This window comes from Streptococcus sp. HMSC063B03 (genome assembly GCF_001836965.1).
GTDB classification, from domain to species: Bacteria; Bacillota; Bacilli; order Lactobacillales; family Streptococcaceae; genus Streptococcus; species Streptococcus pneumoniae_F.
In genome coordinates this window covers 89,996-111,104 of the sequence record NZ_KV831064.1, presented here as the reverse complement: position 1 = coordinate 111,104, position 21,109 = coordinate 89,996, and the positions used below count along the sequence as shown (strand labels likewise).

The 21,109-nt window shown below is 40.4% G+C and carries 24 protein-coding genes and 1 other annotated feature; all 24 genes read right to left on the bottom strand.

The window, feature by feature from the left end; all coding sequences use genetic code 11:
• Positions 1-93: 93 nt before the first annotated feature.
• Positions 94-1,125: a DNA/RNA non-specific endonuclease gene (locus HMPREF2628_RS09145; protein WP_070843092.1), complete on the bottom strand. Its 1,032-nt coding sequence runs from the start codon at positions 1,123-1,125 to the stop codon at positions 94-96.
• Between the two features lie 206 nt (positions 1,126-1,331).
• A complete protein-coding gene (locus HMPREF2628_RS09140; RefSeq protein ID WP_070842967.1) occupies positions 1,332-3,233 on the bottom strand; it encodes a glucosaminidase domain-containing protein in 1,902 nt (633 codons plus the stop codon).
• A 127-nt stretch (positions 3,234-3,360) separates the two neighbouring features.
• A complete protein-coding gene (locus HMPREF2628_RS09135) occupies positions 3,361-4,347 on the bottom strand; it encodes a dihydroorotate dehydrogenase (protein WP_180364292.1) in 987 nt (328 codons plus the stop codon).
• Positions 4,310-5,110 (bottom strand): dihydroorotate dehydrogenase electron transfer subunit, encoded by an 801-nt coding sequence (locus HMPREF2628_RS09130; protein ID WP_070842965.1) that lies wholly within the window; start codon positions 5,108-5,110, stop codon positions 4,310-4,312. Before HMPREF2628_RS09130 ends, HMPREF2628_RS09135 begins: the two co-directional genes overlap by 38 nt.
• Positions 5,111-5,358: 248 nt before the next feature.
• Positions 5,359-5,739 (bottom strand): lactoylglutathione lyase, encoded by a 381-nt coding sequence (locus HMPREF2628_RS09125; RefSeq protein WP_070842964.1) that lies wholly within the window; start codon positions 5,737-5,739, stop codon positions 5,359-5,361.
• A gap of 58 nt (positions 5,740-5,797) precedes the next feature.
• Positions 5,798-6,157: a 50S ribosomal protein L20 gene (gene rplT / locus HMPREF2628_RS09120; RefSeq protein WP_000124834.1), complete on the bottom strand. Its 360-nt coding sequence runs from the start codon at positions 6,155-6,157 to the stop codon at positions 5,798-5,800.
• Positions 6,158-6,208: 51 nt separating this feature from the next.
• Complete coding sequence (gene rpmI / locus HMPREF2628_RS09115) at positions 6,209-6,409, bottom strand: 50S ribosomal protein L35 (protein WP_001125943.1); 201 nt, start codon at positions 6,407-6,409, stop codon at positions 6,209-6,211.
• A 32-nt stretch (positions 6,410-6,441) separates the two neighbouring features.
• A complete protein-coding gene (infC, locus tag HMPREF2628_RS09110) occupies positions 6,442-6,972 on the bottom strand; it encodes a translation initiation factor IF-3 (protein ID WP_000848180.1) in 531 nt (176 codons plus the stop codon).
• Between the two features lie 15 nt (positions 6,973-6,987).
• Positions 6,988-7,119 (bottom strand) — a sequence feature (ribosomal protein L20 leader region).
• A 160-nt stretch (positions 7,120-7,279) separates the two neighbouring features.
• Positions 7,280-8,464 carry a hypothetical protein gene (locus HMPREF2628_RS09105; RefSeq protein WP_070842963.1) on the bottom strand — a complete coding sequence of 395 codons (1,185 nt, stop codon included), beginning with the start codon at positions 8,462-8,464 and terminating at the stop codon, positions 7,280-7,282.
• Positions 8,465-8,467: 3 nt separating this feature from the next.
• Positions 8,468-9,055, bottom strand: coding sequence for an ATP-binding cassette domain-containing protein (locus tag HMPREF2628_RS09100; RefSeq protein WP_070842962.1), 588 nt, complete (start codon positions 9,053-9,055; stop codon positions 8,468-8,470).
• A gap of 32 nt (positions 9,056-9,087) precedes the next feature.
• Complete coding sequence (locus HMPREF2628_RS11295; protein WP_070842961.1) at positions 9,088-9,276, bottom strand: hypothetical protein; 189 nt, start codon at positions 9,274-9,276, stop codon at positions 9,088-9,090.
• Positions 9,277-9,454: 178 nt separating this feature from the next.
• The gene (locus HMPREF2628_RS09090; RefSeq protein WP_070842960.1) at positions 9,455-11,695 is read right to left on the bottom strand and encodes a DNA internalization-related competence protein ComEC/Rec2; all 2,241 of its coding nucleotides are present in this window, start codon (positions 11,693-11,695) and stop codon (positions 9,455-9,457) included.
• Entirely contained in the window at positions 11,679-12,329 is a 651-nt protein-coding gene (locus HMPREF2628_RS09085) for a helix-hairpin-helix domain-containing protein (RefSeq protein WP_070842959.1), read from the bottom strand. The genes HMPREF2628_RS09090 and HMPREF2628_RS09085 overlap by 17 nt, the downstream gene beginning before the upstream one ends.
• A 66-nt stretch (positions 12,330-12,395) precedes the next feature.
• Positions 12,396-12,965 (bottom strand): GNAT family N-acetyltransferase, encoded by a 570-nt coding sequence (locus tag HMPREF2628_RS09080; RefSeq protein WP_070842958.1) that lies wholly within the window; start codon positions 12,963-12,965, stop codon positions 12,396-12,398.
• 85 nt (positions 12,966-13,050) lie between these two features.
• A complete protein-coding gene (locus HMPREF2628_RS09075; RefSeq protein WP_070842957.1) occupies positions 13,051-14,055 on the bottom strand; it encodes a PhoH family protein in 1,005 nt (334 codons plus the stop codon).
• Between the two features lie 84 nt (positions 14,056-14,139).
• Complete coding sequence (locus tag HMPREF2628_RS09070; protein WP_001232084.1) at positions 14,140-14,355, bottom strand: YozE family protein; 216 nt, start codon at positions 14,353-14,355, stop codon at positions 14,140-14,142.
• An 8-nt stretch (positions 14,356-14,363) separates the two neighbouring features.
• Positions 14,364-15,218 carry an RNA-binding virulence regulatory protein CvfB gene (gene cvfB, locus HMPREF2628_RS09065; protein WP_001095445.1) on the bottom strand — a complete coding sequence of 285 codons (855 nt, stop codon included), beginning with the start codon at positions 15,216-15,218 and terminating at the stop codon, positions 14,364-14,366.
• A 58-nt stretch (positions 15,219-15,276) separates the two neighbouring features.
• Entirely contained in the window at positions 15,277-15,834 is a 558-nt protein-coding gene (gene frr, locus HMPREF2628_RS09060) for a ribosome recycling factor (protein WP_001262225.1), read from the bottom strand.
• An 8-nt stretch (positions 15,835-15,842) separates the two neighbouring features.
• Positions 15,843-16,580 (bottom strand): UMP kinase, encoded by a 738-nt coding sequence (gene pyrH, locus HMPREF2628_RS09055; RefSeq protein ID WP_000002996.1) that lies wholly within the window; start codon positions 16,578-16,580, stop codon positions 15,843-15,845.
• Between the two features lie 83 nt (positions 16,581-16,663).
• Entirely contained in the window at positions 16,664-17,998 is a 1,335-nt protein-coding gene (trmFO, locus tag HMPREF2628_RS09050; RefSeq protein WP_070842956.1) for a methylenetetrahydrofolate--tRNA-(uracil(54)-C(5))-methyltransferase (FADH(2)-oxidizing) TrmFO, read from the bottom strand.
• A 284-nt stretch (positions 17,999-18,282) separates the two neighbouring features.
• Positions 18,283-19,161, bottom strand: coding sequence for a 16S rRNA (cytidine(1402)-2'-O)-methyltransferase (rsmI, locus tag HMPREF2628_RS09045; RefSeq protein WP_070842955.1), 879 nt, complete (start codon positions 19,159-19,161; stop codon positions 18,283-18,285).
• Positions 19,162-19,163: 2 nt separating this feature from the next.
• Positions 19,164-19,481 (bottom strand): DNA replication initiation control protein YabA, encoded by a 318-nt coding sequence (yabA, locus tag HMPREF2628_RS09040; protein ID WP_000358227.1) that lies wholly within the window; start codon positions 19,479-19,481, stop codon positions 19,164-19,166.
• 39 nt (positions 19,482-19,520) lie between these two features.
• The gene (locus HMPREF2628_RS09035; protein ID WP_070842954.1) at positions 19,521-20,411 is read right to left on the bottom strand and encodes a DNA polymerase III subunit delta'; all 891 of its coding nucleotides are present in this window, start codon (positions 20,409-20,411) and stop codon (positions 19,521-19,523) included.
• A complete protein-coding gene (gene tmk / locus HMPREF2628_RS09030; RefSeq protein ID WP_070842953.1) occupies positions 20,408-21,046 on the bottom strand; it encodes a dTMP kinase in 639 nt (212 codons plus the stop codon). Before tmk ends, HMPREF2628_RS09035 begins: the two co-directional genes overlap by 4 nt.
• Positions 21,047-21,109: the final 63 nt, after the last annotated feature.

Below are 21,109 nucleotides of genomic sequence, written 5' to 3'. Positions count from 1 at the left end.
TAATATCTCCATAATTCTACTATATTACCCCAAAACACGCAACAAAAAACCGCTTTGCAACGGTTTTTTGACTGTATATCTACTAAATTTTTCCTACCACTGCAATCCAGCTGCTATAATTTCTTTCTTAGAGGCAAATTTACCATTTGGTCTGTGCCATCTGCCTCTTGAGTCTCTAAAATAACCTCCTGAATTTGCTGCTGGCGTATTTGATTCCTGACTTTCTTCCTTTTCTTGTTCTGCTTGACGAGCCTTTTCTTCCTCTTCTTTCGCCTTCTTCTCAGCTTCTGCTTTTTCCTCCGCCTCTTTCTTAGCCTTTTCCTCAGCTTCCTTCTTGGCTTTTTCTTTTTCTTCTTTTACCTTTGCGTCTTCAACTAGATTTTTAGCAGTACCATCCAAATAGTTAATTTCTGCATTAGCCGAAACATTACCTAAAATGACATGTGTTACAGAGTACTTATCAACCTTTTCTTTACTACTTTCCAATTTAATTTCCAAGAGTTTACCATTTTCATCAATGCCTACATATTGCAACTCAATCTGTCTGGGAATCAGCTCATCTTTCTGATAAATTGGTGTCACCTTATAATCAAGATAGTAGTTAGGATGATTAGCGAGCCATGAATCTAATCGATTTTCATAGTATAGCATACTACTCTGGTTATATTCGTCAGTTCCAGAATAGTTTCCAGCATTAAGCCAGTTAGTCATAGGAACTAAATTTCTCTTTTCATCATTCAAACCACTAAATTGGTAACCAATTAAATGACCTCTACTCATCAACCAAGCTTCTTCCCGGCCATCTCCGTAGAAAAATTTATAGTTGTGCCACCCAACTGGATCATAGGTTAATTTTGAAGCTCTTTTTTCAGTTGGCTCATCGCTATCCTTTAGCTGAATATGAGCACCCGTCGCACGATTTTTAGAATCCAGTTCTCCAAGCTCAAGCTGTTTTTCATTTTTAAAGGGAAAGAGACCAGCTTCTTTGAACAACTTCTCATCAAACTTAGCTTGTGTTTGTTCCACTTTTGCTTCTGAAACTTTTGCTTCTTCCTTATGACCAGAACAAGCCGCCAAAGTAAAGGCTGACAAAATGGATAGACTAACATAAACAAACTTCTTCATCTTTAACATCTTTTTAATTTCCTTTAGCATTTTTATTACATTTTACTATAATATATCAAAGTAATCAATTGAATTATATGTTATTATTGTCAAAAAACGCTTTGCAACGGCTTTTTGACTATACTTAACTCCATTTTATCTTCTTAAATCTACGGAAAAATAAAAAAACGACAACCACTTTTTCAGCAGTTATCGTTGCTTATCTTTTAATCTTTTCCACCAAGTCGACTATTGATATTCATCATGATACTAGCTATTTTTTCACCCCAGTACGGATCTGATGCATAGCGTACATTCATTCCCGTCGCTTTATTTCCAAGGTGATCTCTTCCACGGTCAATATAGTTCTCACGAATCCACTTGGCCGCACCAAGAATTCCTTTATCTACATCATCAAATTTCTTAGCTGAATCATAGGGACTGGTATCGTAAGCAGCTATTCCGAAGAAGTTATTTTTATCATTAGCAATTTGGCTACGTCCCCAAGCACTTTCTAGCGCACTGTGAGCCATTAAATAGAGAGCATTGACACCGTAACGTTTTTCAGCTTCTTTAAAAATTGCTCCTTTACCAGCAAGACGGCTGTTTTGGATATTCATCATCGAATAAACTCTATTTAATTCATCCGCACTATAGTTAGTTGGTTCAGTTAAATTCTTAAAAAGGAAACGATTTTTGATAGTAAACCCATCGAAATGTTCTCCATCCTTTGAATAATACTTCTTACCAATTTTCATAGCTGAAGTATGTGGAGCTACCCGAATACTCGTGTATGGAGAAAGTTCATGGTATAGGAATCTTCCGTCAGTAGTATAGTGAGGAATAAACTCACTTCCTTCCTCAACTAAAGTCAAATCGCTTTTATTCATATAACCGGATAATCCTGAAATTGAAACAGCTAGACGATTACCCTTGGTTTTAGAGCTATCATAGGTCACAATACTTCCCTGATTGACATAGCTCAAAATATCTCCTGATTCGCTATAAATATAGGCTGTGATTGGTTTAACCTTAAAATATTTAGGGCTTTGAATCCACTTTCCATCACTCTGGAAGAAATACTCTTTATTTTTAATGTTAAAACCACCAGTAACATAACTTCCATCTTCTTTTAGGTAGTACCATGCATTGTAGTTAGAATCAAAAATCCATTCATTCTTGGCCATATAACCACCAGATTTTAGGTAATAAGCACCAATCCATTCACGTGAAGCATAAGCACCACCTGATTTCAGGTAAAACCAGCTATTATAAGATTTATCAAAAATCCATTCTTTTTCAGCCATTGCTCCACTATTTTTTAGATAGTAAACATTTTTCCACTGATTACTGGCCATCACACCATCATTATTAAAATAGTACCATGTGCCCTTAATCTTTTCCCATTTATTACGAAGGATCTTTCCTGAATCTGTAGCATAATACCATTTATCAGTAATCTTTACCCAAGCATTTTGAGCCATTGCTCCACTACTATTAAGAAGATAATCGTTCACTATAGCATTGCTAGCCATAACTCCATCTTGCTTGAAGTAATACCAAACATTCCTAATTTTTTCCCATCTATTACGAACAATCTTTCCTGAATCTGTAGCATAATACCATTTATCAACAATTTTTAACCAGGAATTTTCTACCATTGCTCCACTAGTATGAAAAGCATAGTCATTAACAATAGTATTGCTGGCCATGATTCCATTTTGATCAAAGAAATACCAGACACCCGCAATCTTTTTCCAGTTTTTGATTGGTTGATTATTCTCATAAAAAAGCCATTTCCCATGCCCTTTCTGCCAACCAGTCTTAGGAACTTCTGCAACTTTTTCTTTATTTGGAATAGCCTCTTGCTTAGAATTATTTTCTTCTACAACAACTGACTCTTTCTTTTTTTCTGTTTTTTCAGTTTCATTCTTTGTATGTTCAACAACTTTTTTCTCTTCTGATACTGGAGTCTGATTTTTATCTTTAGACTGATTTTTGTCCACAGATTGACTCTTATTCGTCGTTTGACTTTGGTCTGTTGTTTTACTATCTTCAGCAAAGACTGATGTTGTGGGCACAATTGCCAATGCAAGAACTGCTGTACTTACAAGTAGTATTCTCTTCATTTTGCTCCCCTAAGTAGATATTCATCTACATCATTCGTAATTAACTTTATTTTAACATAGTTAAAATATGAAAATATTACAAAATGATGAAAATTATGTGTCTTATTGACGATAATGATACCCTAGCTTATCTAAGGCTGGCTTTTACTTCCTTGCGTAGATTTTCTAGACTGCTGATGCCGTATTTGTCCATGACTTTTGGTAAATTTTCGATGATATCAGGGCAGGCATATGGATTGGTAAAGTTGGCTGTTCCAACTCCGATGGCAGAGGCTCCAGCCAGATACATTTCTAAGGCAGCTTCTGCCGAATCCACTCCCCCCATTCCAATGATAGGCAGGTCTGTTGTTTGGGCTACTTGACGGATGAGTTTGAGGGCTACTGGAAAAACTGCTGGACCAGACATCCCACCTGTTCCATTAGCCAAGATTGGTTTTCTGGTTTTTAGGTCAAAGCGCATTCCAACCAGAGTATTAATCATAGTCAAGCCACTTGCTCCCGCATCTTCTGCAGCTTTTGCGACAGTAACGATATCGGTCACACTAGGAGTTAGTTTGACATAAACTGGCACATCAGACGCTTCTACAGCTGCTTTCACCACATCATAAGCTAAATCTGGATCTTGACCAATCAAGAGTCCATGATTACAGTGATCTACGTTGGGACAAGAAATATTGAGCTCGATAGCCTTTACATTAGCTGCCTTGGAAATACCACTAGAAACGGCCGCATACTCTTGTTTTGAAAAACCAGCCACATTGGCAATAATAGGAAGATTTGGATATTCTCTTTCCAGCCAAGGTAACTTTTCAGCCAAAACAATTTCCAAACCAGGATTTTGCAAGCCAATTGCATTGAGCATGCCAGCAGGTGTTTCTGCCACCCTTGGAGTTGGATTGCCAAAACGGGCTTCAAGGGTTGTCGCCTTAATCATAATAGAACCTAAAAGGTCTAAATCATAGTACTTGGCATACTCTTGTCCAAAGCCAAAACAGCCTGATGCTGGAATAATCGGATTTTTCAAATCCAAGCCTGGTAGAGAAACTTGTAAACGATTTGTAGTCATAATTTTCTCCTTATAATACAACTGTTCCTGTGCGGAAAACAGGGCCATCTTCACAGACGCGTTGGCTGACCGTCTCGCTTTCTGGCACTTTTAGGACGCAGGCATAGCAAGCCCCCATCCCACAAGCCATACGAGATTCCAAAGATAGATAGGCTCTTGGATGGTTATAGAAGGTTTGATTGATATACTTCATCATTCCAGGCGCCCCACATGAGTAAACAGCATCAAATTGATTGTCTAAATCCTCGATAACAACGGAAACATTTCCCTTGATACCATAAGAACCATCATCTGTCGTTACAAAGACTTGACTATATTGGGCTAATTCCGTCTCTAAAATAACAGCATCCTTATTAGCAAAACCGAGAACTGTCACTACTTTCACACCACGCGTATGCAATTCCTTGGCCACCTCAAGCAAGGGCGGAACACCAATTCCACCACCAACGAGGAGAACCTGGCTCTGCTCATCTAGGTCAGACAAGTCAAAACCATTTCCCTGAGGACCCATCACATCAAGAGTATCTCCCTGACTTAAGGTTGAGAAAATAGCTGTCCCAGCCCCTTCAATCCGATAAATGAGATGACACTGCTTATTAGCCTTATCAATAGACGAAATTGAAATAGGACGGCGCAAGAGATGGGCATCATCAGGCACACGAAGATGAAGAAATTGGCCTGCTCGCATAGCTTCAACCATTTTCCCTTCTAGGACTAATTCAAAGATTGCTGGCGCGATTTCCTCCTGTGCAACCACCTTCATGGTTTCCAAACGAATTGCACCCAAACGTTTCTTACATGTGGGATTCATGACTTTTCCTCCTTAAATTTTAAGGGGACCAGACAAAGAAAAGACCTTGCGATTGCAAGGCCTCAGTTAAAATCGTACAACAGAAGAGAGCACACTCAAAAAGTCTCCTCTAGAAAATTGCACTATTCTTTTATCTGACACCTTGTGAGTCTCTCTGGACTCCCCTTAAAGGTTAAATTTTTACTAGTATACTCTTTCAGCTAAAAAAAGTCAAGTAGAAAACGAACATTCTACTTGACTTCACGAGATTATTTTTCACGAATGACTTCAACCTTGTAGCCATCAGGGTCTTTGACAAAGTAATAGTTAGGTGCAGTTCCTGGTAGACCATTTGGCTCAGTCACTTCATAGCCTTTTGCACTGTGCTCTTGATGAAGAGCTTCAAGATCAGGTGTACTGAGGGCGATATGGGCAAATCCATCACCAACCACATACGGACCGTGATCGTAGTTATAAGTCAACTCCAACTCATAGTCATCACCCTCAAGACCTAGATAGACAATCGTGAAGGCATGGTCTGGAAAATCTCTGCGGCGCAATTCTTTAAATCCAAAAGCATCTTGATAAAATGCAATTGATTTTTCAAGATTTTCTACTCGCAAGCAAGTGTGTAGCATTTTTGAAGGCATATTTTTCTCCTTTATTTTTAAAAAGACTGGGACAATCCTGTTCCAGTCTTATCAGTTATTATTTACCAAGTTTTGCTTTAGCTGCATCTGCAAGAGCTGTGAAAGCTGCTGCATCGTTAACAGCCAAGTCAGCAAGCATTTTACGGTTAACTTCGATCTCAGCCAATTTCAAACCATGCATCAATTGTGAGTATGAAAGTCCGTTCATACGAGCTGCCGCGTTGATACGAGTGATCCACAATTTGCGGAAGTCACGTTTTTTCTGACGACGGTCACGGTATGCATAGTAGTAAGAGTTCATTACTTGTTCTTTTGCAGTACGGAACAAGATGTGTTTAGCTCCATAGTAACCTTTTGCTAATTTAAGAATACGTTTACGACGTTTGCGTGATACAACGCCACCTTTAACACGTGCCATGTTTTATTTCCTCCAAATATTTCCTAGAATTGTTTACTTACAGTCAAGCTATTATTTCAAGCGAGTAAGCATTGCTTTGATACGTTTGTAATCTCCTGAATGCACCATAGATGCTTTACGAAGATGACGACGTTGTTTCTTAGTTTTTCCGTGGAAACGGTGAGAAGTGTAAGCACGGAAACGTTTAAGTCCACCAGAACCTGTACGTTTGAAACGTTTAGCTGATGCGCGGTGTGTTTTTTGTTTTGGCATGATTTTTTCTCCTTTATTTAACTTTCTGACAATTATTTTTTGTCAGTCGCTGGCGCCAATTGCATGAACATTTGACGTCCATCCATTTTAGCACGTTGTTCGATGATGGCAATATCTTGAGTTGCTTCAGCAAACTCGGCTAAAACTTTTGCACCAATCTCTTTATGGGTAATCATACGACCCTTAAAGCGAATAGATACCTTAACTTTATTTCCTTTTTCAAGGAATTTGCGTGCATTGCGAAGTTTTGTATCAAAGTCACCCTTGTCAATAGTTGGACTTAGACGAACTTCTTTCACAGTAACAACACTTTGTTTTTTACGTTGTTCTTTTTGCTTCTTCTGGTACTCAAATTTGAACTTACCGTAGTCCATAATTTTTGCAACAGGTGGTTTGGCTTGTGGTTGAATCAATACTAGGTCAACATTAGCGTTATCAGCCAAAGCTTGTGCTTCACTGAGTGGCTTGATGCCTAACTGTTCTCCCTCAAGACCGATCAAGCGAACTTCACGTACACGAATCTCATCATTGATGAATAAGTCTTGCTTTGCTATGGTTTTCACCTCTTTTGTTTTATTAGAGAAAAACAATAGCGGACTCGTAAATATACAAGCCCGCACGTTATGATAGCGTTTCTTAGAAACTTTTCATCCGTAGGGCCAGGCAACTTAATGTCACAAGGCGAGAAGCTCTCACTTCTGCTTTTCTCAACTTTTATATGATACCAAGTTTTCTAGCTCTTGTCAAGGTAAAAAGTTATTTTTTTTAAAAGTTTGTGTTTGTATTTTGGCTTGGTTTTCGAATCAAAAAGAGAGAATCAAGTTGATTCCCTCTCTATGTTAGTTTTTACTTATTTTCCCTATAGGAAAGCTAAGATCTATTAAAAAATTCCTTTTTACGTGAACTTCCCCATCTTTCGATAAATAGAATCCCCACTAACAAAAGGATGATCAGGCAAGGAAGTAAAATCATCCCCATGCTCCAATTCAGATTGACATTATCAATTTGCTTAGGTAATCTTCCAGACAAAATCTCCACTGAACGCAAGTAAGTAAAGGGAATCAGATGTGCAATCCTCTGAAGAGGCTGAATGGTTTGGATACCAAACAATAAGCCAACTATCCCAATTAAGGAAATAAAGAGGACAGGCATTTTTTGCTTGAAATAGTATGCAATCAAGTAGACGACTTCCACAATAACGATAAAAGCTAAGAAAACTAAGAGCAAGCTAGGAAATAACACATCCTGTATTTTCCCAATAGTTACCTCTTGATTGGTTAAGCTATAGATTGGATAGGGATAATCTAACTGTCCAAAACCACTTATCAGACTTCCCACTAGAAAAGAAAATCCGCTGATTCCGATAAACAGCACAGTTATATAACCCACTCCAACTCCAAGAGAAGACATTGCAAATGTCACTTTTGAAAAAGGATATAACTGAGCTGTATCCAGATGATTTTGATATCTTTCTGCAAATAGTTGCGTTAGCATAAAAATAATAGCAACCACAAACAAGCTTGGGATGATAGCCTCTAAAATCCAGACAATCTGATCAATCCCGTAGGTCGGATAAACTAAATTGTGCGCTTTTATGTTCAAGGGATATAGGGCTTGGTAAGTCTTTCGTTCGCGGTCAACCGCCATTTTTAAGTCAGAACTAGCAGTCGGTTCCTTTGATAAAATTTCATAACTCTTCTCTACATCTTGCCACTGCAAATAGTAGGCTTCTTTCCAGCGCCCTTCTTTTAATAAAGTCAGAATTTCTGTCTTTTGAGTCAAATGATTTTTTTGCGAGTCTAAATTTTCTTTAGCAAACTGGTATTCCTCCGAGCTGGTGTCAGATATTTGGGAGAGTTTCTCTTCATATTCATTGATGACTCTCTCATTTTTTACAAGATGGGTTTCCAACTCGCTCTCCAAGCTGACGGAGTTTGCAGTCTGACTATTAAAATAAAAGGTAACACCGAGTCCAGATACAAATAAAGCTAAGATAATCCAGTTTAAGCGACTTTTGAAAACTTTTTTTAATAAAAATAGACTAATATCTTTCATAAACTAAACCTCTTCTATCTGCCCCTGATGAATGGTTACTACTCTATCGCAGACATCAAGCAACTCTTCCTTATAGTGGGAACTTAAAAGAACCAGCTGTTCTTGTCTATCGATTTTTGCTAGCCTATCAAAAAACTTCTGTCGATAATACTCATCTAAGCCATTTGTAATCTCATCCATGAGCCAGCATTTCGCCTGACTGAGGAAATACATGGCAATCACCAAGCGTTGCTTCATGCCTAAGGAATACTTGCGAATGGGAAGACTGATATAGTCAGACATTTCCCAGTAATCAATTTCATCCCTCAAGTTTAGGTCTGACTTCCAGATGTTTTTTATGAGGCGAAGATAGTCCATCCCACTTAAATTTTCATCCAGCCATTCAATGCTTTCATAATAAAATAAAGAAGGAGGGGCTACAATATTTCCACTACTTATAGGAATTAAATTGCTAATGGCGCGGAACAGTGTCGTCTTTCCAGAGCCATTTATAGCAAGAATACCATAAATCCTACCCTTTTCAAATGTAAAATCAACATCTTGTAAGATGACTTGTCGCGTTTTTAAGGTCACATGAGTAAGATGCAACATATCTAGCCCTCCTTTTTATCACTCTTTAAATATTAATAACCTCCGCTGTAGTAGTTTATTACCTCATAACGATCATAATTCCAGCCAGAACCAACTTTATACTCAGAATAGCTATAATAACGAGACCATGATGGAACATTAATATAGCTATGTCTGTGGCAATTCATACTAGACCGATAGTAGGTATCCCAATCATACCTATAACTTTTAGTGACTGTCACAGCAGATACACTGGACTAAAAAAGACCAATAGATCATAAACTAACTAATTAAACGGTTTTTGCTAATTTTTAATGATTTTATATCATTAATATTGAATACGCTTTCATTATATCGTTTTTATCATTATTATGCAACAGATTTTTAGTTTATTTTACTAATATATAGTATTTATCCTTTCTATCGAACGCTTTCAATCTTCCAACTATTCCACCCCTTAAAGCGTATAGCTCCTTGCTGGTCAGTTCGGTAAACTTTGCTATTGATACCCTCCAGTCGTGTCAAGGTTTCCTGATGGGGTAATTTCGTTCGATTGTTCTTTCCAACTGAAATGAGAGTCATCTCTGGTTTGAGCTGTTCTAAAAAGGCTGAACTTGATGATTTTTTAGAGCCATGTTGGCTAGCTTTCAAAACATCCACTTCTAGGTCAGGATATTGCCTCAGCAATTCCTTCTCCCCCTTCTCCTCCAAATTTTCTGTGAAAAGAAAGTTTTTATCCAAGAGTTTTCCATACAAAACCAGGGAATCTTCATGATCTCCATCTCCAATTTTACTTGGAGATAGGGCTTCTAACTGACTCCCAAAAATTGGCAAGTTCTCTCCTGCTGTTATACTTCTAACTTTTGTTTGGGTCGCTTGTAGTTCTGCCACAAATTGCTTCTGTTTCAAACTGCCTTTTGACACTAAAATTTCGCCTACATGGAAAGCCTTGGTCACCTCCAGCAAATCTCCAACATGTTCCTTGTCCGTATTAGTCAAAATTAGCTGGTCAATCTTGGCTACTCCTCGACTTTTGAGATAGGGTATCAAGGTTCTCTGCGCATTGCTGGTTGTCGCCTTTTCTTGCCATTTTTCGATTTTCTTATCAGATTCTGCCTTGCCACCTACATCTATGAGAATGGTCTTCCCAGTTACATCCCGTAGGAAAATACTTTCCCCTTGCCCAACATCCAGCATAGTAATTTCATTTTCCAGTGGATGCTTGGTCAAGCAAAAGAGACCTGTAATCAATAAGCTCAACACTATTAGCCTTTTAATGTTTTTCCTCAAATCATAGACCAAAGCCAAGGAAATTAACAATAGAATTAAAAGCCATGCATTGGGTTGTCCAAAGACTAGAGGTCTACTTGCCACCTGCGACACCAAGCGAATAATGCTTTCCAACCATTCAAAGATAAAATTCAGCTGAATGACTGGATAGAGAAAGGAAAGGGCAAATAAGATAGACAAGAGCGGTAAGAAGACCAAATCAAATAGAAAGGAAAAGACAAAGGTCAAAAGGATGGACCAAGGTTGAAATTCCGCAAAATAGAAGGACAGAATGGGCAATATGCCCAAGGAGATGACTAGACTTTCTCTAGCAACAGCCTTGAGCCCCTCCCCTTCTTTGCTGGTCATGGTCAAGATAAAAGCATAAGCACAGGACAAAACTCCTCCTGCAGTCAGGAAAAAGTTGGGCATGATAATAAAGAGTACAAGCACCGTCAAGGCAAAATTATCCAAGCCCTTAACACCATGTTGAGCCAGTAACTTTTGCAAGAGACTTCGAATGACCGAAGCTGAAAATCCTGTCAGACCTGCATAGATCAGGGAAAAGGGATAGGTCAGCCATTTTAACTTTTCTTGGGTCAATCCCAATCGTAAAAGTAGTTTCTTAAATCCATCCATGAAAAAACCTACCTGCATGCCCGACAAGGCAAAGAGGTGGATAATTCCTAGACTAGAATAAAGCTCATTCATCTCCTCAAAGTCGGTATCCAGATATCCTAGCAAGAGACCTGTCATGTAATTGCGCATAGGGTCTGGAAAGTGCGTCTTAATCCAAACCACAGCCTTTCGACGTAAGCTGGACAGGTTTTCTCCCATATCCCAACTACCAACCTTTTGAAATGACTGGATTTTTTTGATATTGAGAGTCTGGTAAATCCCCTGAGTCTTCAGATAAGCTTGGTAGTCAAAGCCACCAAAATTTCTCTGCCCTTCTGGCTCCGAAAGTTTTCCTTCTAGTTCTATCTCATGAAGGTCGGTTAAAGCTTGAAAGGCTTCTTTCTCCTCCTCGGACTGGAGTTTATAATAGACTTGAAAAATGCGTCCATGAGACTTGCCACGAAAGGATAGACTATCACCATTAACTTTGATGGTATCTGGTAAAATCCGTACCCTTTCAACAGAATCCGCCAAATTTTGACTTGCTTGACTCTGTTGCCAAGTTTGAAACAGAAACCAAAATCCAAAGATTCCGCAAATCACTAGAACTCTGCCTGCTGATTTCCAAGGAAATTGAATAAAGAGACAAACTAGCAGAAAAACAAAGCCCAACAAAGCAAAATAAGATGCTGAGAAAATAGCGTAGTAAAGCCAGAGCAATAGAAAACTCAGATAAATTAGGGGAATAGGGAGTTTCTTAATCCACTGTAACATAGTCTTTTAGCTTTTCTATCGTTTTAGCACCAATGCCAGAGACCTTCTTAAGTTCATCAACCGACTTGAATTTGCCATTTGCCTCACGATGGTCGATAATATCCTGGGCTCGTTTTCCTCCCAAGCCTTTGACCTGCTTGAGTTCTTCCAGACTGGCTTTGTTGAGATTGACCTTCTTTTCCTTGCTTGTTGAAGAAGCTGTCCCCGAAGTAGTCTGTTGACTAGCTGCTTCTTCTCCCTTAGTGGGAACGTAAACCAAAGCCTCATCACTAACTTTCTGAGCTAGATTAAGCGACTTGCTGTCTGCTTCTTCTGTCAATCCACCTGCTTTCTGCACTGCATCATTGACTCGACTACCTACTGGCAAATCATAAATTCCAGGTGCTTTAACAGCGCCTTTTACATCTACTGTGATTAGATCTTGTTCAAGGGGCTCTGCCTTTTCTTCCTTCTTCACATCCTTTTCGGTCGATGAATCCTTGGAAATATCTGCGACTTCAGCCTGCAAATTCGTTTCCTTGACAGATGTTTGTGGAGCTGGTTTTAGCAGGAAAAATCCTCCTACAAGCAAGCCCAGACCAGTACAGATGACAATGATTTTATACTCTTTAATTTTCTCGATAATTGCTTCCATATTTTCTCCTCTCTTAGATTATTCGTAAGAGGAAGAAAAAACAGTTGAAAATTTCTTCTCAACTGCTTATTTATTTGCAAAATAGTCTTCCTTGGTCAAGACATAGTGAACTCTTGTAACGATTCGACCTTCTTCATGCTGGTCCATACAAGCATAAGCTTCTTCGTGGGAAAAATGCATTCCTGATTTCTCCATGACCTTTCCAGACGCAGGATTAGCCTTATCGTGTAAAGCAACTAACTTATTCATTCCTATCTTCTCAAAAGCTAGCTCAATTACGGCACGATTGGCTTCTGTCGTCAATCCTTGATTCCAATACTTTTTATTGATAATGTAGCCAATAGCCGCCTTCTTAAGAGCAGGATCAATCTTGTGCAAATCAATGGTTCCGATAAATTTGCCATTGCTTTTTAGTTCTATTCCCCAGCGTCCCAAGGGATTGGCCAAGTAGAACTGACCAATATTATTCTTAGTTTCTTCCAAGCTTTGATTGGTTGGAAAAGTGTAACGCGTATTTTCTCTGTCCGAGGCATAGGCAAACATTTCTTCCGCATCATCCAAGGTTACAGGTCTAAGCAATAAACGCTCAGTTTCTATAGACGGATACTGGGCAAGCTTTACAAAAATTGATTCCATACGTTTCCCCCACTTGAAAAGTTTCTAACTAAGATAAGGATATTGAATGAAACATTGTATTGAGATAACTTTAAGTACAAAAGAACTATCCTTCAGATAGAGGTTGAGGATCTAATTCTTCATTCTCTTCATTTTTAACTGGTACTGGTTCATAAGCTCGGATAATCTGAGCGACAACTGGATGGCGAACCACATCCTTAGCTGAAAAATGAACAAAGTCAATCTGGTGAATGTTCTTGAGTTTCTCTTGGGCATCAATCAAACCAGACTTGACATTACGTGGCAGGTCAATCTGGCTGATATCTCCATTGACAATCATCTTAGAATTAAAGCCTAAACGAGTCAAAAACATCTTCATCTGCATGATGGTCGTATTTTGCGCCTCATCGAGAATGACAAAGGCATCATCCAAGGTTCGTCCACGCATGTAGGCAAGGGGCGCAATCTCGATAATTTCACGCTCCATGAGTCGAGTTGTTTGGTCTTTCCCCAGAATCTGATACAAGGCATCATAAACAGGTCTAAGGTAAGGATCTACCTTCTCCTTAAGATCACCCGGAAGAAATCCAAGACTCTCTCCCGCCTCAACCGCTGGACGTGTCAAGATAATTCGTTTGACTTGCCCACGTTTAAGGGCAGTCACTGCCAAGGTCACTGCGAGAAAAGTCTTTCCTGTCCCTGCAGGACCAATCCCAAAGGTCACATCGTGTTGCTTAACACTATCCACATAAAGTTTTTGACCCAAGGTTTTGACACGGATAGGTTTTCCTGTATTATCTTTGATGATTTCTTCTTCGTAAAGGGCGACAAACTTGTCAATTTCATCGTTTTTGACCATGCTAATTGCAGTCACCACATCTGGCGTACCAACGGTCATCCCACGGTTCACCAAGACCATGAGAGCTTGAATAACCTGACGAGCTTCCTCACAGGCAGTCTCTTCTCCCAAAACCTGGACAATCTCCGTACGGGCATGAATCACCACATCAAGCTCTTCTTCCATCAAACGAAGATGGCGTTCATTGGAACCAAAAAGATGAAACAAGTCATCTGGATGACTCAGTTGAATGTCTATTGAATGTTCCTTCAAATAAAGAACCTCTCTAATCCTTTTATTTCTTTTTATTATAGCAAAGGGGTGGAGAAATTACTAGCCCAAACCCAGTGAATCATGCTAGTGTTCTAAGTATTCTTGCCAGATGGCGTCAAAGTCTCCTAGGTTAAAAGAGAAACTGGCATGTTCCTCCAAAAAGCGACTCACCTCATCGAAGTCATCTGTATGTTTTGGAAAGGCCGACTCTTCAAAAGCGAGGTCTGCTAAGATGGCTTTGGGACTGTTACTTTTAGGATTGCGCTCGGTCATGAGCCAAGTGTAAAATGATTTTCTCATAAGCCTCCCTAAATCAACTCTGTCCCAAACTGGTCCTGCTTGATTTTGCCAGCCTTCATCAAGCCACCGAGTGCTTTCTTGAACTGACCTTTAGAAATGCCAAAGGTTGCCTTGATGTCGTCTGGAGATGACTTATCATTTAAGGTCATGAAACCGCCATTGCTTTCTAAGTAGGTCAAAATCATCTGGGCATCATTTTCCAACATCTCAAAGGAACGTGGTTTGAGAGAAAGGTTCAAGGTACGGTCCACTTCACGGAAACCAATGACACGCGCATCTAAGACTTGCCCCAAACGTGGTTCTGCATAGCGCTCGCTAGGATGGATAAAGCCAAGCATGTTATTTTCTGGCAGGTAAACAAAAGTTCCTGATAGCTTGAGGCGGTAAACAATGGCTGGCCAGTTTTGGTTCTGCATGTTGTTGTAGGCAGGACGAGCCAGACGTTGAAAGTCTTCTTGATAAGCCAAGAGTCCCCAGATACGGTCTTTCTTGTCCACTTCAAGACGGATGTAGAGTTGGTCGCCCTTCTTAGGCCAGAGTTCCTTGAGCTCAGGGAGAATATCGAGTGACACTACAATTTCCTTGTCAGGAAGTCCTGTATCCACAAAAACACCCAAGTCCTTACGAACTTCTGTGACACGGCCCCAACCAAATTGGTCCTGAGTAGCAGTCACTTCTAGAGTCGTCAAGCGGAGTTTTTGCTTCATATCTGTATAGGCGAAACCTTTAACCGTATCACCCACTGTATGCTGACCTTCTTCCTTGGCAAGCGCATAGGTTTGGCCATCCTTTTGCACAAAGTAAAAACGGTCATTTTCATCGATGATGAGTCCAACGATAAAACTTGCAAGATTTGTATTCATATTTCCTTCTTTCGAATAAAACTCAGCCAGCAATGCCAACTGAGTTTTTCTGTTTATTTTAGACTTCCAAAAGTTCTTTTTCTTTATTGGCAGTCATGTCATCGATGTGTTTAACAGCATCGTCTGTTACTTTTTGAATGTCTTTTTCAAGAGTCTTCAATTCGTCTTCAGTGATTTCTTTTGCTTTTTCTTGTTTCTTAGCTTCATCCATAGCATCACGACGGATATTGCGGACAGCCACTTTAGCATTTTCGCCGACCTTCTTCACTTCTTTAGCAAGGTCACGACGAGTTTCTTCTGTGAGAGCAGGGATAACCAAACGAATAACAGAACCGTCGTTAGCTGGTGTGATACCAAGATCAGAAGCGTTCAAGGCACGTTCGATGTCTTTCAATGAAGACTTGTCAAATGGTGTCACCAACAAAACACGCGCTTCTGGAATCGTAATTGAAGCGATTTGGTTAAGAGGAGTTTCTACTCCGTAGTATTCTACATGTACACGATCAAGCAAGCTTGCATTGGCACGACCAGCACGGATACCACCAAATTCACGAGCAAGTGATTGGTGAGACTGGGTCATTCTCTCTTTAGCTTTTTCAATAATTGCGTTAGCCATAATCTTTCTTATTCCTTTTCTTCGATATTATTTGAAACTGTTGTTCCGATATTTTCACCAAATACGACACGTTTGATGTTGCCTGGTTGGTTCATGTTGAAGACAACCAAGTCAATGTCGTTATCCATTGAGAGGGTTGAAGCTGTTGAGTCCATGATACGAAGACCTTTGTTAATAACATCACGGTGAGTCAATTCTTCAAATTTAACAGCTGTCTTGTCCTTCTTAGGATCGGCATTGTAAACACCATCTACGCCATTTTTAGCCATAAGGATAGCATCCGCTTCGATTTCAGCTGCACGAAGGGCCGCTGTTGTATCTGTTGAGAAGTAAGGTGAACCAATTCCGGCACCAAAGATAACGATACGGCCTTTTTCAAGGTGACGAAGGGCACGTCCACGGACATAAGGCTCTGCCACTTGTTGCATAGCAATAGCTGTTTGCACACGTGTATCAACCCCAACTTGTTGCAATGAATCTGCCATCACAAGAGCATTCATAACAGTCCCAAGCATTCCTGTGTAATCTGCCTGAACGCGGTCCATACCTGCTTCTGCTGCAGGTTCTCCACGCCAGAGATTTCCTCCACCGATAACAAGGGCAATTTCGATACCTAAGCTATGAACTTCTTGAATCTCTTTTGCGATTGTTTGAACTGTTTGGATATCAATCCCTACGCCACGTTCACCGGCAAGGGCTTCACCTGATAACTTGATTAAAATACGTTTATACTTGGGATTCGCCATTTTCACTCTCCTTTTTTTATCCTACCTATTTTATCACAATTTCTAAGATTTTTATAGTACCATGAGCAATTCTTTGAAAAAAATTAGACAGTTAAAAATTCCTCTAAATCACTGAGGGCACGCTCAGCAATTTTTTCATAACGAGCCTTCTTATCACGAATACGCTCGCCTTCCAACTCCTTGATAATCCCGAAATTGACATTCATTGGTTGGAAGTGTTTGCTGTCAGCATGGGTGATGTAATGAGCTAAGCTTCCAATCGCTGTTGTTTCTGGGAAAATAGCCTCACTTTCTCCCTTAAAAAGACGAGCTGCGTTAATTCCAGCAACTAAGCCTGACGCTGCGGACTCAACATAGCCTTCCACACCCGTCATCTGACCAGCAAAGAAGAGATTTGGTTGTTTCTTAGAACGGTAAGTCTGCTCAAGAAGGTTTGGTGAATCCATGTAAGAATTGCGATGCATAACCCCATAACGGACAAACTCGGCATTTTCAAGACCTGGAATCATTTGAAAGACTCGCTTTTGTTCTCCCCATTTGAGGTGGGTCTGGAAACCGACGATATTATAGAGACTACCTGCTGTGTTGTCCTGACGAAGCTGGACTACCGCATAGGGGGTTTTGAATTCTCCATCACGAGGTCCTGTGTAGTCGTCCGGATACTCAAGACCGACTGGTTTCATAGGGCCATAAAGCATGGTTTTAATGCCACGTTTGGCCATGACTTCGATAGGCATACAACCTTCAAAGTACTTTTCTTTTTCAAAAGAATTGAGCGGTGCTTCTTCTGCATTGACCAAGGCTTCATGGAAATCCATAAATTCTTGCTTGGTCATAGGGGCATTGAGGTAGGCCGCTTCTCCCTTATCATAACGAGATTTAAGATAGACCTTGCTCATATCGATGGTATTGACATCGATAATAGGCGCTGCCGCGTCATAGAAATAGAAACCATCGCCGTCATTAAGAGCATGAATCTTTTCAGCCAGAGCATCGCTAGTCAAGGGACCAGTCGCCACAACTGTAATAACATCTGTCGGCAATTCTGTAATTTCATCACGAACCACTTCAATCAAGGGGTGGTTAGCTACTTTCTCAGTCACCATCTGGGAGAAGCCATCACGGTCCACCGCAAGAGCTCCGCCTGCAGGAACACGTGTAGCCTCAGCAGATTCCAAAATGACAGAACCCAAACGACGCATTTCTTCCTTGAGAAGCCCGACAGCATTTGTCAAAGCATCTCCACGAAGAGAATTGGAACAAACTAACTCAGCAAAATTGTCTGTTTTGTGCTGAGGTGTCGACTTGACACCACGCATTTCATAAAGTTTAACTGGAATACCACGCTCTGCGATTTGGTAGGCAGCTTCAGAACCTGCCAAACCAGCACCGATAACATTGATATAAGATTGAGACACGACACTAATACCTCTTTGGGAGTGTGAAGACAAGGTTCACATTGAAAAAGCCAATCGAACTTAAGAGTTTTCGAATTTCTTGGCTCAGGCTGAAAAAGTCAACAGGACTTTCCTCGCTCTCGAATTTCTTGGCTCAGGCTGAAAAAGTCCACAGGACTTTCCTCGCTCTCGAATTTCTTGGCTCAGGCTGAAAAAGTCCACAGGACTTTTTCACTCCCACAAATCTTTCTATTTTTTTCTTCTACTAGTATAACAAAAAAAGGGAAGAAGGCAAACTTCCCTGTTTAGTCATTTTCTTGATTTTCTTCCCAGTCGTGGTAGGCAGCGTAAAGCTGGCTTTTATTCCACTGGTAAATCTTTGCTACTTCCTTAATGGCTTGATTTTTCTTCATACCATGTTGTATGCGGGCTTGGATTTCTAAGAACAAGTCCTCCTCGTCTTTTTCTTCCACATCCTGACTGGCACCTTCAACGATAAGAAGGCATTCTCCCTTAAGTGGCGTTTCAGAGATGCTTTCCAGCAATTCAGAAATTGTACCTCTTTGGTATTCTTCATAGATTTTGGTCAATTCTCTAACCAAGACCACCGAGCGGTCGCCATAAACTGCTAACATATTTTCCAACGTATCTGCCACACGATGGGGCGATTCATAGAAAATCTGAGTTTCAGGATAGTCTTTTTTTGAGTCGAAAAATTGCTTTTGCTGGCCTGATTTTCTGGGTAAAAAACCGTAAAAGATATGTGGCTGTGGCGCTAAACCACTGGCAATCAAGGCAGAAATTCCTGCAGAGGCACCTGGAACAGTCACAACCGCAATTTCTTCCTCAATTGCTGCCTTAACCAAATCATGACCAGGGTCTGAGATGCTAGGCAGACCCGCGTCGGATACCTGAGCAATACTTTGCCCTGCTTTCAGGAAACCAATCAAATCAGGAATCTTTTCCTTGGCATTGTGCTCATGAAAACTGATTTGCTTGGTAGAAATGTCAAAATGCTTGAGCAATAGACCTGTATTGCGCGTGTCCTCAGCAGCAATCCAGTCCACTTCTTTCAAGGTCTGAATAGCACGAAAGGTCATATCATCTAGATTGCCAATCGGCGTTGCGACTAGATACAGCTTGCCATAGGGAGACTGCCCCTTAAAACTTTTTTGAATCTGCATGCCTACTCCCTGTATAACAACTCGTCACAGAACATACATTCCTCGTCCTGCTCTCGACGTTGTCCATAAAAATCATTACATACGTGAAATCCATCTTTATAAATTCGACGGACACTTTCACGAACATGCTTAGCCTTGACAGGAGCGTCTGCTTCCACCTCACCCAAGCGTTCGCGCAACTTACTATTTTCCAAACGAAGAGCTGTATTTTCCTCTACCAGGCTCTTGAGATTTTTCTTGATGGCTTCCACATCGGCCAAGGTCACTAGTAATTGTTGGGAAAAATCATCCAGCGCGTCAAATAATTCTTTTTTGTCCATAAAACAGCCCTTTCCTTTCTTTATCATTCATTTTTGAGTTTATATTTCTTTCAAGACCAGATATTCCATGGCATTTTGAAAGCTGACATTAGCTTGCCACATTTTTCTAGCTTCTAGCAAATCTTGTAGAATCACTCTTACTCTTGCTTGCAGGAGGTCCTGCCCACAGAGGACTTCAAGAATCCGTAAAACCTGATCTTGTTTTTCCTTATCATCTGCCAAGCTAGCTAGTTTAGCAACTTGCAAATAACTTTCTTTTTTCTTAGCTACTAACCAAGTCAGCAGGCGTTCACTTTCATCGACCAAAGTCCAAAAACTTGCCTGATTAGCCAACTTTTCTGCTTCAGCTCGCGATTGACTAAACTGAGCTAGGAGAGTCGCTTTTTTCTTAACCAGTCCCATTTGTTCTAAGAGCAAGATCAGCTTCTCTTCTTGTTTTTTAAAGTGGAAAATCTGGGTCCGACTTCGGATTGTCGGTAAAATCTTTTCTTCATCGCTTGTCAAGAAGAAAATATAAACCTCACTCTGGGGTTCTTCGATGACCTTGAGCAGAGAATTGGCTGCGTTGGGGTGCATCTTCTCAGCTTGCTCGATAATAAAAACCTGCTGCTGGCTTTCAATTCCTGCTTGGGAAAACTGGCCCACCAATTCCCGAATGCGTTCTGTCTTAATGACCTGATTAACTGGTTTAATCAAGGTAACATCGGGAAACTCTCCCTTTTCAATCAGCTTACAATTTCGGCATTTCTCACATGGTAAAACACCTACTTTATCTGTACAAAAGAGGCTCTTAGCTAAAAACTGCGCCATTTCCAAGCTTCCAAAGAAACCTGAAAAGAGGTAAGCATGATTGAGCTGGTCTTGCTCCAAGATACGGACAAAGCGGTCAAACTGTTCTGGCTGCCAGGCCTTTAGTTGATCTTGTTTCATTTAGCTAATCCCATTCTATCAAACAAGACAGCCTTGGTAGTTTCCACAACTTGCTCCAAAGGGAAGCTAGCGTCAATCTTGACAATGCGATTTCCTTCTTTGTCTAGAAGAGAAAGGTAGCCTTGACGGACTTTCTTATGCAAGTCCAGCCCTTCCAAATCCAAACGATTGACCTCGCGATTGCTATTAGCAGCGATACGAGCTAGTCCTTCTTCCACCTCGATGTCAAAATAGAGTGTCAAATCAGGTTTAAGGCCATCTGTCGCAAACTGATTGAGCCAATCAATGGCGTCAATATCCAAGCCACGACCAAATCCCTGATAGGCAAGAGAACTATCGATGAAGCGGTCCATAATGACCAACTTACCAGCTTCAAGTGCTGGAAGAACTTTTTCCACCAAGTGCTGTCTGCGACTAGCGATATAGAGCAAAAGCTCTGTTTTAGCATCCATCTGAGTATGACTTGGATCCAGAATCACTTTCCGAATCTTCTCTCCTATCAAGACTCCGCCAGGTTCACGGGTCGTCAGCACCTCTACCCCTTTTTCCTCTAAAATTGGTAACAGTGTCTCTAAAACACTGGTCTTTCCTGCTCCCTCTGGTCCCTCAAGAGAGACTAAAAATCCTTTTGACATGTCTAACTCATTTCTTTTTTACTACTTCTATTCTATCAAAAAAATAGGGGTTTGTGACAATCT

What these genes read in the sequence shown, in the direction of transcription:
- HMPREF2628_RS09105 (WP_070842963.1), bottom strand. Translation starts at nt 8,464, where the DNA reads ATGAAAGATATTAGTCTATTTTTATTAAAAAAAGTTTTCAAAAGTCGC.
- tmk (WP_070842953.1), bottom strand. Translation starts at nt 21,046, where the DNA reads ATGTCAAAAGGATTTTTAGTCTCTCTTGAGGGACCAGAGGGAGCAGGA.
- frr (WP_001262225.1), bottom strand. Translation starts at nt 15,834, where the DNA reads ATGGCTAACGCAATTATTGAAAAAGCTAAAGAGAGAATGACCCAGTCT.
- rsmI (WP_070842955.1), bottom strand. Translation starts at nt 19,161, where the DNA reads ATGCAGATTCAAAAAAGTTTTAAGGGGCAGTCTCCCTATGGCAAGCTG.
- HMPREF2628_RS09100 (WP_070842962.1), bottom strand. Translation starts at nt 9,055, where the DNA reads ATGTTGCATCTTACTCATGTGACCTTAAAAACGCGACAAGTCATCTTA.
- HMPREF2628_RS09140 (WP_070842967.1), bottom strand. Translation starts at nt 3,233, where the DNA reads ATGAAGAGAATACTACTTGTAAGTACAGCAGTTCTTGCATTGGCAATT.
- HMPREF2628_RS09125 (WP_070842964.1), bottom strand. Translation starts at nt 5,739, where the DNA reads ATGCCTTCAAAAATGCTACACACTTGCTTGCGAGTAGAAAATCTTGAA.
- yabA (WP_000358227.1), bottom strand. Translation starts at nt 19,481, where the DNA reads ATGGACAAAAAAGAATTATTTGACGCGCTGGATGATTTTTCCCAACAA.
- HMPREF2628_RS09135 (WP_180364292.1), bottom strand. Translation starts at nt 4,347, where the DNA reads ATGGCCCTGTTTTCCGCACAGGAACAGTTGTATTATAAGGAGAAAATT.
- rplT (WP_000124834.1), bottom strand. Translation starts at nt 6,157, where the DNA reads ATGGCACGTGTTAAAGGTGGCGTTGTATCACGCAAACGTCGTAAACGT.
- HMPREF2628_RS09080 (WP_070842958.1), bottom strand. Translation starts at nt 12,965, where the DNA reads ATGGAATCAATTTTTGTAAAGCTTGCCCAGTATCCGTCTATAGAAACT.
- rpmI (WP_001125943.1), bottom strand. Translation starts at nt 6,409, where the DNA reads ATGCCAAAACAAAAAACACACCGCGCATCAGCTAAACGTTTCAAACGT.
- HMPREF2628_RS09130 (WP_070842965.1), bottom strand. Translation starts at nt 5,110, where the DNA reads ATGAATCCCACATGTAAGAAACGTTTGGGTGCAATTCGTTTGGAAACC.
- HMPREF2628_RS09085 (WP_070842959.1), bottom strand. Translation starts at nt 12,329, where the DNA reads ATGGAAGCAATTATCGAGAAAATTAAAGAGTATAAAATCATTGTCATC.
- pyrH (WP_000002996.1), bottom strand. Translation starts at nt 16,580, where the DNA reads ATGGCGAATCCCAAGTATAAACGTATTTTAATCAAGTTATCAGGTGAA.
- HMPREF2628_RS09070 (WP_001232084.1), bottom strand. Translation starts at nt 14,355, where the DNA reads ATGAGAAAATCATTTTACACTTGGCTCATGACCGAGCGCAATCCTAAA.
- HMPREF2628_RS09090 (WP_070842960.1), bottom strand. Translation starts at nt 11,695, where the DNA reads ATGTTACAGTGGATTAAGAAACTCCCTATTCCCCTAATTTATCTGAGT.
- cvfB (WP_001095445.1), bottom strand. Translation starts at nt 15,218, where the DNA reads ATGAATACAAATCTTGCAAGTTTTATCGTTGGACTCATCATCGATGAA.
- HMPREF2628_RS09035 (WP_070842954.1), bottom strand. Translation starts at nt 20,411, where the DNA reads ATGAAACAAGATCAACTAAAGGCCTGGCAGCCAGAACAGTTTGACCGC.
- HMPREF2628_RS09145 (WP_070843092.1), bottom strand. Translation starts at nt 1,125, where the DNA reads ATGAAGAAGTTTGTTTATGTTAGTCTATCCATTTTGTCAGCCTTTACT.